At 61.0% G+C, this 13,334-nt stretch carries 10 protein-coding genes and 1 pseudogene; 5 read left to right on the plus strand and 6 right to left on the minus strand.

Annotation, left to right across the window (positions count from 1 at the left end; translation table 11 throughout):
* Window positions 1–55: 55 nt before the first annotated feature.
* Window positions 56–1,672 carry a L,D-transpeptidase family protein gene (locus AACY19_RS10295; RefSeq protein ID WP_339450140.1) on the plus strand — a complete coding sequence of 539 codons (1,617 nt, stop codon included), beginning with the start codon at window positions 56–58 and terminating at the stop codon, window positions 1,670–1,672.
* A gap of 73 nt (window positions 1,673–1,745) precedes the next feature.
* Here the strand turns inward: AACY19_RS10295 and AACY19_RS27910 are convergent.
* Window positions 1,746–1,907 (minus strand): annotated as a pseudogene (locus AACY19_RS27910) (DoxX family protein); the annotation flags it as partial.
* Between the two features lie 215 nt (window positions 1,908–2,122).
* Here AACY19_RS27910 and glsB point away from each other — a divergent pair.
* Entirely contained in the window at window positions 2,123–3,031 is a 909-nt protein-coding gene (gene glsB / locus AACY19_RS10300; RefSeq protein ID WP_339450141.1) for a glutaminase B, read from the plus strand.
* Between the two features lie 101 nt (window positions 3,032–3,132).
* Complete coding sequence (locus AACY19_RS10305; RefSeq protein ID WP_339450142.1) at window positions 3,133–4,635, plus strand: aldehyde dehydrogenase family protein; 1,503 nt, start codon at window positions 3,133–3,135, stop codon at window positions 4,633–4,635.
* Between the two features lie 96 nt (window positions 4,636–4,731).
* On the opposite strand, the gene AACY19_RS10310 is transcribed toward AACY19_RS10305, so the two are convergent.
* The 3 genes from AACY19_RS10310 to AACY19_RS10320 all read right to left on the minus strand — a co-directional run bounded on the left by AACY19_RS10310 (window position 4,732) and on the right by AACY19_RS10320 (window position 8,109).
* Window positions 4,732–5,061: a hypothetical protein gene (locus AACY19_RS10310; RefSeq protein ID WP_339450143.1), complete on the minus strand. Its 330-nt coding sequence runs from the start codon at window positions 5,059–5,061 to the stop codon at window positions 4,732–4,734.
* Window positions 5,062–5,571: 510 nt separating this feature from the next.
* The gene (locus tag AACY19_RS10315; RefSeq protein ID WP_339450144.1) at window positions 5,572–6,075 is read right to left on the minus strand and encodes a GNAT family N-acetyltransferase; all 504 of its coding nucleotides are present in this window, start codon (window positions 6,073–6,075) and stop codon (window positions 5,572–5,574) included.
* A 90-nt stretch (window positions 6,076–6,165) separates the two neighbouring features.
* The gene (locus tag AACY19_RS10320) at window positions 6,166–8,109 is read right to left on the minus strand and encodes a DNA topoisomerase III (RefSeq protein ID WP_339450145.1); all 1,944 of its coding nucleotides are present in this window, start codon (window positions 8,107–8,109) and stop codon (window positions 6,166–6,168) included.
* 292 nt (window positions 8,110–8,401) lie between these two features.
* Here AACY19_RS10320 and AACY19_RS10325 point away from each other — a divergent pair, with 292 nt between their 5' ends.
* Window positions 8,402–8,770, plus strand: coding sequence for a DUF427 domain-containing protein (locus AACY19_RS10325; protein ID WP_339450146.1), 369 nt, complete (start codon window positions 8,402–8,404; stop codon window positions 8,768–8,770).
* Between the two features lie 78 nt (window positions 8,771–8,848).
* Here AACY19_RS10325 and AACY19_RS10330 read toward each other — a convergent pair whose 3' ends face one another.
* Together AACY19_RS10330 and AACY19_RS10335 are read right to left on the minus strand one after the other, a co-directional pair.
* Window positions 8,849–10,471 (minus strand): MFS transporter, encoded by a 1,623-nt coding sequence (locus AACY19_RS10330; protein ID WP_339450147.1) that lies wholly within the window; start codon window positions 10,469–10,471, stop codon window positions 8,849–8,851.
* A 134-nt stretch (window positions 10,472–10,605) separates the two neighbouring features.
* Window positions 10,606–12,267, minus strand: coding sequence for a GMC family oxidoreductase (locus tag AACY19_RS10335; RefSeq protein ID WP_339450148.1), 1,662 nt, complete (start codon window positions 12,265–12,267; stop codon window positions 10,606–10,608).
* Window positions 12,268–12,399: 132 nt separating this feature from the next.
* Between AACY19_RS10335 and AACY19_RS10340 the strand changes: the two genes are divergently transcribed.
* Window positions 12,400–13,311: a LysR family transcriptional regulator gene (locus AACY19_RS10340; RefSeq protein ID WP_339450149.1), complete on the plus strand. Its 912-nt coding sequence runs from the start codon at window positions 12,400–12,402 to the stop codon at window positions 13,309–13,311.
* The last annotated feature ends 23 nt before the right edge of the window (window positions 13,312–13,334 follow it).

Below are 13,334 nucleotides of genomic sequence, written 5' to 3' on the forward strand. Positions count from 1 at the left end.
GCACCTGATGTAAGGTTGGCCATCATCTGGACGGCCATGGATTGGAGTAAAGCAGTTGTTCAAAAAGTACGCATGCTACTTGAGCATTTGTCTGATCGCTGCGCCGTTTGTCGCTTGTGCCGGGGAGCCGCTGCCGCCCTTGCAGACGCAGCCGACGCCCCTGGCGCAAATGCCCGTGGAGCCGCAAAGCCCATTGCAGGCGGTACTGATCAGTTTGCCGCAGTCGTGTCCGGCGATTGCCGCGCACCTCAATGGGCCGGCACTGGAGCAATTGAAAGGCTTCTACCAACAGCAGGACTGGATGCCGGTGTGGGCTGGCGCGTCTGCGCAATTGCCCGTATTACAGGCGCAATTGCAGCTATTGGCCGACGATGGCCTCAATCCACAACGCTATCCCATTACCACGACCCCGCCGCAGGACGGCGAACTCTGCGCCGATATCGACATCAGTCGCTCCTATCTGCAGGCCCTGCAGGATCTGCATTACGGGCGCCTGCTGCAATCGCATTTTGAACCGCTGTGGCGTGCCGACGACAGCCCTCGCGACCGTCAGGCGCAACTGTTGGCCATCGCCGTGCCGGGCATGCATGACATCGGGGGGGCCTTCGATCTGGCACGCCCGCGCCTGGCGCAGTACCAGAGCCTGCGCCAGCTCTACGCCGCGCAACGCCTGACAGCGCTGCCGCAATGGCAATCAGTGGGGAACGGGCCGCTGTTGCGCCCGGCGATGGAAGACAAACGCGTGCCGGAACTGGCCCAGCGCTTGTACAGCGAGGGTTATCTGCCCCACGCTATCGGTACACCGGACAACGTCTACAGCGGCGTGCTGGTGGATGCCGTGAAAAGTTTCCAGACCCATCATTCGTTGCAGGCTGACGGTGTGGTCGGGCCGGGGACGATTGCCGAACTCAATATCAGTCCACTGAGCCGCCGCGAGCAGCTGCGGCTCAACCTCGAGCGCTTCCGCTGGCTGGCTCAGGACATGGAGCCCGATGGCCTGCTGGTCAACGTCGCCGCCGCCGAACTGACGTTGTATCGGGGCGGCGAAGCGGTGTGGCAGACCCGCACCCAGGTCGGTCGCGCCGATCGCCAGACGCCGCTGCTCAAATCCCGGGTCACACGCCTGACCCTGAACCCGACCTGGACCGTACCGCCGACCATCTGGAAAGAAGACAAACTGCCGGCGATTCGCAAGGATCAGACCTTCCTCAGTCGCCAGAACCTGCAAGTGCTCGACGCGAACGGCCAGCCCTTGGCGGCGGCAGACATCGACTGGGACAATCCCGGCAATATTCTTTTGCGCCAGGATGCCGGGCCACGAAATCCGCTGGGGCAAATGGTCATCCGCTTCCCCAATCCGTTCTCCGTGTACCTGCACGACACGCCGAGCAAGGCCTTGTTCGACAAAGGCCCGCGCGCGTTCAGCTCCGGTTGCGTGCGGGTTGAACACCCGCTTCAACTGCGCGACCTGCTGCTCAGCCCTGCGGAAAGAGCCCGCACTGACACCTTGCTGGCGACCGGCACGACCCATGAATTTCGCTTGTCGGCACCGGTGCCGATCCTGATGACGTACTGGACCGCGCAGGTCAGCAGCGACGGTCATGTGCGTTACGCGCCCGATATCTACAGCCGCGACAGCGCTCTGCTGGCCGGGCTCGACCGGGCGCACTGAGCCTCAGCAATCGCGGTGCCGCATTGAGGTTCAACTAGCCGGCCCCGGCCAACACCAGCGGCACCAGTGCCGCCAGCAGAATCGCCAGCGCGCAGAGCAACTCTGCCCACATCGACAGTTCCCAGTGAGCGGGGCCGGCAGGTTATCGAAGGGGAAGGGGAAGCGGAGCGAGCCAGGCGCCGGCGCGGTCGAGGTTGTGGTGCAGGGTTTTGAGCGGGGCTGAAAGGCGGGTCATGTTGAAACTCCGGTGCAATGGGCGAGTGAATCGACCGGGGTATTTCAGCGGCGGGGTGTATCGGAGATGTGTCGGAGGGCGTTTCATTTTCCGGCCGGCCATACACACCGCCCCGCTAACTTCAATCTGCTGAGGGATGTGTGATCCAGAAAGGGTGCGCGGCGTCTAGACCCTGTGTCCCCGCAATCCTATGGGGCGAGACTTCGGAACCCGGCATGCAAGCGCTGTTGAACGAGATCCTTGACGCTGTCCGGCCCCTGATCGGGCAAGGCAAGGTGGCTGACTACATTCCTGCGCTCGGCACCGTGCCGGCCAATCAGTTGGGCATCGCCGTGTACGGCAACGACGGCGAAATGTACTGCGCCGGCGACGCCGAAACACCGTTCTCGGTGCAGAGTATTTCCAAGGTGTTCAGCCTGGTGCAGGCCATCGAACATTCCGGCGAAGCGATCTGGGAGCGCCTCGGTCATGAGCCTTCCGGGCAGCCGTTCAACTCGCTGGTGCAACTGGAGTTTGAACGCGGGCGCCCGCGCAATCCGTTTATCAATGCTGGCGCGCTGGTGATCTGCGACATCAACCAGTCGCGCTTCGCTGCGCCGACCCTGTCGATGCGCGATTTCGTCCGGCGTCTGTCGGGCAATCCGCAGATCATGATCGACGGCAAGGTCGCCGATTCCGAATACCAGCACCGCGCACGTAATGCGGCAATGGCATATCTGATGCAGTCATTCGGCAACTTCCACAACGACGTCGAATCGGTGCTGCGCAGCTATTTCAGCCACTGCGCATTGCGCATGAACTGCATTGATCTGGCCCGGGCGTTCTGCTTCCTCGCCAACGACGGTTATTGCAAGCACAGCGGCGAGCAGATTCTGACCCGGCGCCAGACCCAGCAGATCAACTCGATCATGGCCACCAGCGGGCTGTATGACGAGGCCGGCAACTTCGCTTATCGCGTCGGCCTGCCAGGCAAGAGCGGCGTGGGTGGCGGGATTGTCGCGGTGGTGCCGGGGCAGTTCACCGTGTGCGTGTGGTCGCCGGAGCTGAATGCTGCGGGCAATTCGCTGGCGGGCATGGCGGCGCTGGAGATGCTCAGCTCGCGGATTGGCTGGTCGGTGTTCTGACGCGCTCAGACAAACACCCTGAAACCCTGTGGGAGCGGTTGCTTTGGAGGATTATGTTCCTATACATTTTCCGCCCGCTCCCTGCATGGTGAAACCGCTTCATGTCTCTTGCGCTCGAACGTCTAGTCGCTGGTACGCCGATTCCTTTCGCTGGTAATCGCGTGACCGTGGTCAGCCCCGAACTGGCGGCGCGGTTTCAGCCCGGTGACCACCTTTTGGTGGAGCAGGTGAGTGGTGAGCTGTTGCTGATTCCCGTGGTGGATCAGCAAGCGGCATCCGTGGCCATTGAGGCTGCGGCCTCGGCGTTCGCCGCGTTGTCGGCGGTCTCCGATGAAGCCATCAGCCGGTTCTTCGACTTGTTCGCGCAACGCCTGGAAAACCCGCAGTGCTGGGCGCAGATCGAAACCGCCAACCTTGCCGATATCGAACGGGCCAAGGCGCGCGGTCGCTCTACCACTCGACTGCTTGCCGATGAGCGTATGCGCCACGACATGATCGCCGGCCTGCGCGCCTGGCGTGATGCGGCGGCGACGCGCGGCAAAGTCATCAGCAGCGTCGAGCATGACGGCTGGAAAGTCGAGCAAGTGGTGTCGCCGCTGGGCGTCGTCGCGTTTGTCTTCGAAGGCCGCCCGAACGTGTTCGCCGATGCCGCTGGCGTCTTGCGCACCGGCAACACCGCCGTGCTGCGCATTGGCAGCGATGCGCTGGGCACTGCGCAAGCCATCGTCACGCACGCCTTGAACCCGGCGCTGGCCGAAGCCGGTCTGCCGGCGGGCGCGGTGTCGCTGGTCGAGAGCGTCAATCACGCCGCTGGCTGGGCGATGTTTGCCGACCGGCGCCTGTCGCTGGCCGTGGCGCGCGGCTCGGGCCGTGCGGTCAGCCAGTTAGGCAGCATTGCCCGGCAGGCGGGCACGGCGGTCAGTCTGCATGGCACTGGTGGCGCGTGGCTGATTGCCGATCGTGACGCCGACGCCACACGTTTTGCGGCGGTAGTGCGCAACTCGCTGGATCGCAAGGTCTGCAACACGCTCAATGTCTGCCTGATCCAGCGAGATCGTGCGGCAGAGCTGGTGCCGTTGTTCCTCGAAGCGCTGCAAGACGCCGGCACCGCGCGCGGCCAGGGCTGCAAATTGCACATCGTCGAAGGCAGCGAAACGTGTCTGCCCGCGCATTGGCGGAACGCAACGGTCGAGGTGTATCGCGCCGAGGGTTTTCAAACCGAAGCCCTGGCCGAGCCGCTGGCAGAGGCTGACCTGGGCCGCGAGTGGGAATGGGAAGAAACCCCGGAAATCAGCCTGATGATCGTCGATGATCTGGATCAGGCGATTGCTCTGTTCAACCGCTACAGCCCGCAATTTACCGTGTCGCTAATCAGTGAGGACGACGCCGTTCAAGAGCGCTTCTACAACGCGGTCAATGCACCGTTCGTGGGCAACGGCATCACCCGTTGGGTCGACGGTCAGTACGCGCTGAACAAGCCTGAGCTGGGACTTTCGAACTGGGAGAGCGGGCGCTTGTTCGCGCGCAGCGCCATTCTGTCGGGGGATGGCGTATTTACGGTTCGCAGCCGGATGAGCCAGATCGACCTCACCGTCAAACGCTGATCCTGTGGAGTAACCTTCGGCAGCTCTTGCATGGGACAAAAAAGGGCCTGCTTCCTTAATCGGAAGCAGGCCCTTTTTGATTATTGAAGTCGTGACTTAGTAGAACCGATCAATCACCCGAACTTCGTTTTTGTTCTGCATCGAGTCCCACGCCTGTTTCAGCGTTTGCAGAACGTTACCAATGAAGTCCTTGTCGGCCGCGGCTTTCTTGCCGACATAGCCGTGGCCGCGACGGTACATCTTCAGACGGGCCAGCAGGTTCTGGTTGTTCTGGTCGAACTCTTCTTCACCAGCATGGGGCGACAGGCAGTCGATATGCACCTGCCCCGACTTGCTGATCCACAGAATATGGCTGTCGTGGCTGTCTTTTTGCGCAGCGAACATACGAGCCAGTTCTTCGATAGTAGGTTGATTGTTCAGATTCATGATTTTGCCCCTTGACCAGTTTGGTGATCTTTCAAAGTTGATTCGCTAATACAGGTAGCCCATCGGTTAGTTGATCCCTGGCACCGAAACCAGGACGTCAGCGGTCGCCCGTGTGAAGTACGGGGTCATGCGTCTGTTGCATGTAGTCGTGTTGAATAACTGCTACGCAATAGCGTCACAACGAGGAGAAGCAGCGAAAACCGGGAGGCTCCTTGCCGACGTTTTCAGGGTCGACCACAAGCATCTTGAGAATTTTCGCCAGCGCTTCTCGTCCTTGTACTGGACGTTCAGGCCAGGTCAGCTTCTTCAATCTGCCTTGTGGGCAGCGTGTATCCGGAAAAAACAACTCGGCGGTCAGACGAGTTTGCTCAAGCGTGTTACCAGTGCTCCCGATCGGGGAACGTCTTCATCATGCAAAAGCAAAACGACGCCGTCAACGGTTTTGTAGTGATTATTTTTGTTCACTACATATTGTCGGACAAAGCTGTTTTGGAATGAGAAAAGATCCGTTCAGGCAACGGACGAGGGGGCGCTAAAGACGTAGAACGTACACGGATAGCCGTCCGCTTCACGCTGTTGGCGGGTGAATCCGCCGCCACTCAATCGAGGGATCAGTCCGGCCCAGAAGCGCTGTGCCGGCAGGTTGGCGTCGATATGGAAAATCTGCCACCGACCGGGGATTCGGCTCAAGAGGGCAGAGATGACAAATTGCCCGACGCCTTGGCCACGCCAGCGTCGCGTGAGGAAGAAGTAGCCGATGTTGTGCTCGACGTCTTCGGTGTGGGTTGCGTTGTCGACGGTTACGAAACCGGCGAGTTCACCGTCGACCCGGATCAGAAAGGGTCGGGTCGTGGCTTGGCGCCAGTAGGAGTCTTGGGGCTGAATGGGAAACAAGCCATGCGCGGCGAGCTTCAGCGGCAGCCATTGGCTGAAGTCGTACATGTAGAACTGCATGAGGTTCTCTATGACTTCCAGCTCGTCACGTTGCGCCGGGTGCAGTTCGATGTTGGGCATGTCGGGTCAACTCCTCACGCGCTGGTGTGGATTGTGCAACGTACCTGTGGGCAGGGGATTTATCCCTCGCCCGGGTTTTTTCAGTGTGAGCTATTTCGTCGTTGGTTTGGCCGCGCCTCTGGTGGTGCCCGGGCTTTTGCCGCGCGTCGATTTGCGTTTCTTCTTCCACGGCGCGGCCGCCTTCCCGGCCGGTGGCGGGCCGCTGATGGTCAGGCTCAGGGCGGAACAGCGGGTGACCTGCTTGCTCATCCACGCCGCCTGTTTGGTGACGAACTCTTCCAGGCTCATCTCGCCGCTCTGCACCATGTCCAGTGCCTGTTCCCAGATGGCAGTGGTGCCCGGATCGGCAATCGCGCGAGGCACGGCATCGATCAGGCTGAACGCGGCAGGTGTCGCTGCCAGTGCCTTGCCGTTCTTCACCAGATAACCACGATCCAGCAGGCCTTGAATGATCGATGCGCGGGTGGCTTCGGTGCCGATCCCGGTGGTGTCCTTGAGCTTTTGCTTGAGCAGCGGATCTTCCACGAGTCTGGCGACGTTCTTCATCGCCTTGATCAGATCGCCTTCGGTGTAGGGTTTCGGCGGTTGCGTCCACAGGTCTTTGAGCTTCACATCGGCCACCGCGCACTCGACGCCCTGAGCCAGCGCCGGCAAGGTCTGCGGGGCGGGCGCCTCGCGGCCTTTGGCCGGCGCCAGTGCTTCGGGCAAGGCGCGTTTCCAGCCGGGCTCGATGATCTGCTTGCCGACGGCACGCAACGCTTGCCCGGCACAATCGAAATCGGCCTGGGTGCGGTCGTATTCGTGATTGGGCAGGAACTGGGCCAGATAGCGCGCGCGGATCAGCGTGTAGACCGCCCGATGTTTGCCGCTCAGGCGCTCAAGGTTCTTCGCCGCAGCCGTGGGGATGATGCCGTGGTGAGCGCTGACCTTGGCATCGTTCCATGCGCGGGAGCGGCGCTGCGGTTCGAGAAAGCCTTGCAGCGCTTCCAGGCTCGGGTCGGCCTGACGCAATGCGGCGAGAATCCCCGGCGCCTCGCTGTGCTGGCTCAGCGGCAAAAAACCGCAATCACTGCGCGGATAGGTGATGACCTTGTAGGTTTCGTAGAGCGCCTGGGCGATGTCGAGGGTTTCCTGGGCGCCGAGGCCGAGCTTCTTCGAGCAGACCTCCTGCAAGGTGCCGAGATCGAAGGGCAGCGGCGCCACTTCGCGCATGCGCTCGGTTTTCAGTTTGACCACTTGCGCGTGGGTGGCGCTATGGATCGCTGTCGCCGCTTGCTGGGCCAACGCCTGATTCAGGCAACGATCCTGATCATCACAAACCCCCGACGGCGCAAGCCACTGCGCGGTGAACGCCGTGCCGTGATGCAGCAACTGCACATCTATCGCCCAATACGGCACGGGTACGAAATCGGCGATGCTGCGGTCGCGATCCACCACCAGCCGCAACGTCGGCGTCTGCACCCGACCCACCGGCAACACGCCCTGATAACCTGACTGACGACCGAGCAAGGTGAACAGACGACTCATGTTCATGCCGATCAGCCAGTCTGCCCGCGAACGGCCCAGCGCCGAATGGTACAGACTGAAGGTTTCGGCCCCCGGTTTCAGTGCGGCCAAGGCTTTACGGATCGATGCTTCGTCGAGCGCCGACAGCCACAATCGGCGAATTGGCCCGCGATAGCGGCAGTGCTCGACGAGTTCCCGGGCGATCATTTCGCCCTCACGGTCGGCGTCGGTGGCGATGATCAGTTCGCTGGCCTCGCCGAGCAAGCGCTTCACCGCTTTGTACTGGCTGGCGGTGCGCGGCTTGACGGTCATTTTCCATTTGTCCGGGATGATCGGCAGATCGGCCAGCACCCAGCGCTTGTAACGGGCGTCATAGGCATCCGGCGGCGCGGTTTCGAGCAGGTGGCCGATGCACCAGGTTACCGTGACATCCGTTCCCAGCCAGCAGCCATCGCCCCGACGCCTGGCGCCGAGCACGGCCGCGATGTCTTTGGCCTGGGAAGGTTTTTCACAGAGGTACAGCCGCATAACCACCATCGTCGATCAAGGTCCGAACAGGTGCACAGAATGGCCGGACTTGGCGTCAGGGGCAACTTTTATCTGTATGGATATACAGATAAAAAGCGTTGCGACAAATGACGGGCAACCTGGCGAAATCTGACCCAGCCTGGGGCAGCTCCGCCTCCCATCGGGGATGATCCCCGCGCCAGCCTCTGTTGCTCGTTCCCGCCAGCGGCCCGTTCGGCTGCAAAACCTCCATGAGCAGAACACATGGGCTATACCTGAACCGGTCTCTTCGCCGTATTCAGGAGAATCCCCGATGAAAAGCTCCGGCCCCAGCCCCGTCATTGCCCTTGAAGAACTGTCCGGCTGCCTGTTGGTGAAGTTCCACGGTATTCAGGTCGCCGCTTCATCCCACGTGCTGATCCTCAACGAAGCCAACTACCCGCCGGTCTATTACGTACCCCGCGAAGACATCGACGAAAAGTATTTTGCCCGCACCGATCACACCACTTATTGCCCGTACAAGGGCGATGCCAGTTATTTCAGCCTGCAAGTGCCCGGACATGAGGGGGCGAATGCCGTGTGGACTTACGAGAACCCGAAAGTGTCGGTCTCGCCGATTCGCGACTATGTGGCGTTTTATCCGGATCAGGTGAAGTTCGAGGTGATCAAGGCCGATGCCTGAAGCACGCGTTCATGGCCAGATGAATCACGTGTGGCGAGCGGATAACTCCCCTCACCACAGGTTGTCTTCAGATTGATTTCAGTTCTTGTCGAGATCGATATTCTTCGTCTCCCGCAGACAGATCATCCCCACCACCAGACTCACCCCGGTAATCAGCACCGGGTACCACAGGCCATAAAAGATATCGCCGGTGTACACCACCAAGGCGAACGACACGGTTGGCAGGAACCCGCCAAACCAGCCATTGCCAATGTGGTACGGCAGCGACATCGAGGTGTAGCGAATGCGTGTCGGGAACAGCTCGACCATCAGTGCCGCCAGCGGGCCGTAGCACATGGCCGAAATGATGATCAGCGCGACGATCAGGGCGACGATCATCGGTTTGTTGATCTGCTGCATGTCCGCCTGTTGCGGGTAGCCGGCGAGGGTGATTGCGCCGCGCAATGCCGCTTCATCGTAGCCGTCGAGTTTCACGTCGCCGACACTGATTTGCACGTCGCTGCCGGCCGGCGCGGCGACGCTGGAGTAGGGCAGGCCCTGCTTGACCAGGAAGGTTTTGGCCTTGTCGCACGGGCTGTCGAATTTGGCCTTGCCCACCGGATCGAACTGGAATGTGCAGGTCGCCGGGTCAGCCATTACGGTGATCGGCGCCTGGCGGCTGGCCTGATCAATGGCCGGGTTGGCGTAGTGAGCGAGGGATTTGAAAATCGGGAAGTACAGCGCGGTCGCCAGCAGCAGGCCCAGCATCAGCACCGGTTTACGCCCGACCTTGTCCGACAGCCAACCGAAAATGATGAAGAACGGCGCGCCGATCACCACGCTGATGATCAGCAGCGTGTTGGCCACCGCCGGGTCCATTTTCAGGAACTGGGTGAGGAAGAACAGCACGTAGAATTGCGCGGCGTAAAAGGTCACCGCTTGTCCGGCGTTGATGCTGAACAGCGCGATCAGCACGACTTTGAGATTCTCCCATTTGCCGAAGGATTCGCGGATCGGCGCTTTCGAGGTTTTGCCTTCTTCTTTCATTTTCAGATACGCCGGCGACTCGTGCAGGCTCAGGCGAATCCATGTGGAAATGCCCAGCAGCACAATCGACAGCAGAAACGGAATCCGCCAGCCCCACACTTCAAACTGATCGCCGGTGAAGTAGCGGCAACCGAGCACCACCAACAGCGACAGCAGCAGACCGAGGGTCGCGGTGGACTGAATCCAGCTGGTGTGGAAGCCGCGCTTGCCGATCGGCGCGTGCTCGGCCACGTAAGTCGCGGCGCCACCGTATTCACCGCCGAGCGCCAGGCCCTGAAGCATGCGCAAGACCACCAGAATGATCGGTGCAGCGATGCCGATGCTGGCGTAGGTCGGCAGCAGGCCGACACAGAATGTCGCTACGCCCATCAGGATGATGGTCGCGAGAAACGTGTATTTGCGCCCGATCATGTCCCCCAGCCGACCGAACACCAGCGCCCCGAAAGGCCGCACGATAAAACCGGCGGCGAAGGCCATCAGGGCAAAGATGAACGCCGTGGTGTCGTTGACCCCGGCGAAAAACTGTTTGCTGATCACCGCCGCGAGGGCGCCGTAGAGGAAGAAGTCATACCACTCGAACACTGTGCCCAGTGAAGAGGCGAAGATGACTTTTTGGGTGGCGTTGCTGGTGTCGGCGCTGCTCGCAGCGTCCAGCGGCTGAGCGTGTTCTGACATATTCGTATCCCTCACAGTGATTGTTTTTGTTGTTCCACTGGTGTTGCGTGTCCAGGTGATGCGCGATGCCTTGAGTGTGTTGGAGATCCCTGTGGGAGCGAGCCTGCTAGCGAAGGCGCTGTGTCAGTCAACCTCTATGTTGAATGTGCGACCGCTTTCGCGAGCAGGCTCGCTCCCACAGTGGGACTGTGTACAGATCCAGCCAGGATCAGCTGTGCGGCCTTCTCGGCAATCATCAGCGTTGGCGAACAGGTGTTGCCCGAGGTGATGCGCGGCATGATCGACGCATCGGCCACCCGCAGCCCGGGCACGCCGTGCACCCGCAGTTGCGCATCGACCACCGAGTCCGCGTCATTGCCCATCCGGCAGGTGCCGACCGGATGGAAAATCGTCGTGCCGATTTTCGCCGCCGCTTCGTGCAGTTGCGATTCCGTTTGCAGGCTGTCGCCCGGCAGGTACTCGACCGGTTTGAATGCCTGCAGGGCAGGGGCGCTGACGATGCGGCGGGTCAGGCGAATCGCATCGGCAGCCACGCGCAGGTCTTCGGGATGGCTCAGGTAATTGGGCTGAATCAGCGGCGCGTCTTGCGGATTTGCCGAGCGGATTTCGATACGGCCACGGCTCTGTGGACGCAAATCACATACCGACGCGGTAAACGCCGGAAAGCTGTGCAGCGGCTCGCCAAAACGCTCCAGCGACAACGGTTGCACGTGATATTCCAGATTCGCCGAGGTCTGCTCCGGCCCCGAACGTGCGAACGCGCCCAACTGACTCGGCGCCATCGACAATGGCCCGCTGCGGTCATACAGATAACGCAGGCCCATGCCCATTTTGCCCCACACGCTGCCAGCGATCTGGTTGAGGGTACGGGTGTTTTCCAGTTTGTAGATCAGGCGCAGTTGCAGGTGATCCTGCAGGTTGCCGCCGACCCCCGGCAGTTCATGAATCACACCGATGCCGAGGCGTTCGAGCAGTGGGCGCGGCCCTATGCCGGAGCGCTGCAGAATGCTCGGCGAACCGACCGAGCCGGCGCACAGAATGATCTCTTTCCGGGCCTTGAACTGCCTGGACTGACCTTCGTGCCGCGCGCTGACTTTCGACGCGCGGGCGTTCTCCAGCAGAACGCGATCCACCTCGACGCCGGTCAGAACCGTGAGGTTCGGTCGATTGCGCACCGGCTTCAAAAACGCCTTCGCCGCGTTCCAGCGCACGCCAGCCTTCTGATTGACCTGAAAGTAGCCGCAGCCCTCGTTGTCGCCCTGGTTGAAGTCGTCGATGCTGGCAATGCCACTTTGTTCGGCGGCGCTGCGAAACGCATCCAGTATCGGCCACGACAGGCGTTGCTGTTCCACCCGCCATTCACCCATCGCGCCGTGGAATTCAGCGGCACCGGCAAAGTGGTTTTCGCTTTGTCTGAACAGCGGCAGCACATCGCTCCAGGCCCAGCCCGGATTGCCCTCGGCGGCCCAGCCGTCATAGTCTCCGGCCTGGCCGCGCATGTAGATCATGCCGTTGATGGAGGAACAGCCGCCCAGCACTTTGCCGCGCGGATAACTCAGTGCGCGGCCATTGAGGCCAGGTTGTTCTTCGGTTTTGAAGCACCAGTCGGTGCGCGGGTTACCGATGCAGAACAGGTAACCGACAGGGATATGAATCCACGCATAGTTGTCGCGTCCGCCAGCTTCGAGCAGCAACACGCGTTGTTGTGCGTCGGCCGACAATCGATTGGCCAGCAAACACCCGGCGGGACCGGCACCGACCACGATGTAGTCGTATTCATCGGGGGAAGTCTGCATTCCCTGACCTCGCTGTTTATTTTTATTGTCCGACACTCTAGTTGTTAGCTTTCGTCAAAAGAATGTTAGTTTTTGCGCAGCCGCTGTGCGTTTTCAAACAGCCTCAATGACGATAGCTGACAAGGACCCGCCATGTTCGACTGGAACGACCTGCGGTTTTTTCTCGAACTGCAACGCAGCGGCCGCCTGCTCACGGCTGCCCGCCGACTGAACACCACCCACGCCACCGTCGCAAGGCACATAGAAGCCATCGAAAAAAGCCTCGGCGCCGCACTGTTTGTCCAGCACGCTCAGGGCTACGAAATGACCCCGGCGGGTGAAGCGTTGCTCAAGCACGCCGAGGCCATGGAAAACGTCGCGCTGCTGGCCCAGGAAGAGATCACCCAATCCACCGCGCCATTGGGCAAGATCCGTGTTGGCGTCACTGAGGGGCTTGGCATCAAATTTCTCGCCAGCCGCATGATTGGCCTGTTTGAACGTTACCCAGGGCTGGAAGTTGAACTTGTGGCGGTGCCACGGTTTGTCAGCATCCTCAATCGCGAAGCCGAGATCAGCATTCATCTCGAGCGGCCGGCGGCGGACATGCTGGTCACCCGCAAACTCACCGACTACCGCCTCGCGCTGTACGCCAGCCAGGCCTATCTCGACAAGGCACCGCCGCTGCACAGCCGTGAAGATTTGGGGCGGCAGGCGTGGATCGGCTATGTGGACGATCTGCTGTTCAGCCAGGAACTGATGTTCCTCAACAGCTTCTGCCGCAGCCCGCGCGTGGTCTTTCACAGCACCAGCGTCATCGCCCAGCAGGAAGCGGCGCGCTCGGGGTTGGGGATTGCGGTTTTACCGTGCTACATGGCTGCTGCCGATCCGGACCTGGTGGCGCTGCTGCCGGATGAAAGCATCGAGCGCAGTTACTGGATCAGCACCCGGCGCGAGTTGCACAAGTCGGTGCGGTTGCGGGTGGTCTGGGACTATGTAGTGGGGTTGTGCGAGGCGGAGCAGGGACTATTGCGCGGGCAAGTCCCCTGCGCCAGTTCGTTGGGCTAGGGTGTGTTGCACAAACCTTCTAG

The sequence above is a fragment of the Pseudomonas sp. EA_5y_Pfl2_R50 genome (assembly GCF_963970475.1).
Lineage (GTDB): Bacteria > Pseudomonadota > Gammaproteobacteria > Pseudomonadales > Pseudomonadaceae > Aquipseudomonas.

What these genes read in the sequence shown, in the direction of transcription:
- AACY19_RS10305 (WP_339450142.1), top strand. Translation starts at nt 3,133, where the DNA reads ATGTCTCTTGCGCTCGAACGTCTAGTCGCTGGTACGCCGATTCCTTTC.
- AACY19_RS10320 (WP_339450145.1), bottom strand. Translation starts at nt 8,109, where the DNA reads ATGCGGCTGTACCTCTGTGAAAAACCTTCCCAGGCCAAAGACATCGCG.
- AACY19_RS10335 (WP_339450148.1), bottom strand. Translation starts at nt 12,267, where the DNA reads ATGCAGACTTCCCCCGATGAATACGACTACATCGTGGTCGGTGCCGGT.
- AACY19_RS10330 (WP_339450147.1), bottom strand. Translation starts at nt 10,471, where the DNA reads ATGTCAGAACACGCTCAGCCGCTGGACGCTGCGAGCAGCGCCGACACC.
- AACY19_RS10340 (WP_339450149.1), top strand. Translation starts at nt 12,400, where the DNA reads ATGTTCGACTGGAACGACCTGCGGTTTTTTCTCGAACTGCAACGCAGC.
- AACY19_RS10310 (WP_339450143.1), bottom strand. Translation starts at nt 5,061, where the DNA reads ATGAATCTGAACAATCAACCTACTATCGAAGAACTGGCTCGTATGTTC.
- glsB (WP_339450141.1), top strand. Translation starts at nt 2,123, where the DNA reads ATGCAAGCGCTGTTGAACGAGATCCTTGACGCTGTCCGGCCCCTGATC.
- AACY19_RS10315 (WP_339450144.1), bottom strand. Translation starts at nt 6,075, where the DNA reads ATGCCCAACATCGAACTGCACCCGGCGCAACGTGACGAGCTGGAAGTC.
- AACY19_RS10325 (WP_339450146.1), top strand. Translation starts at nt 8,402, where the DNA reads ATGAAAAGCTCCGGCCCCAGCCCCGTCATTGCCCTTGAAGAACTGTCC.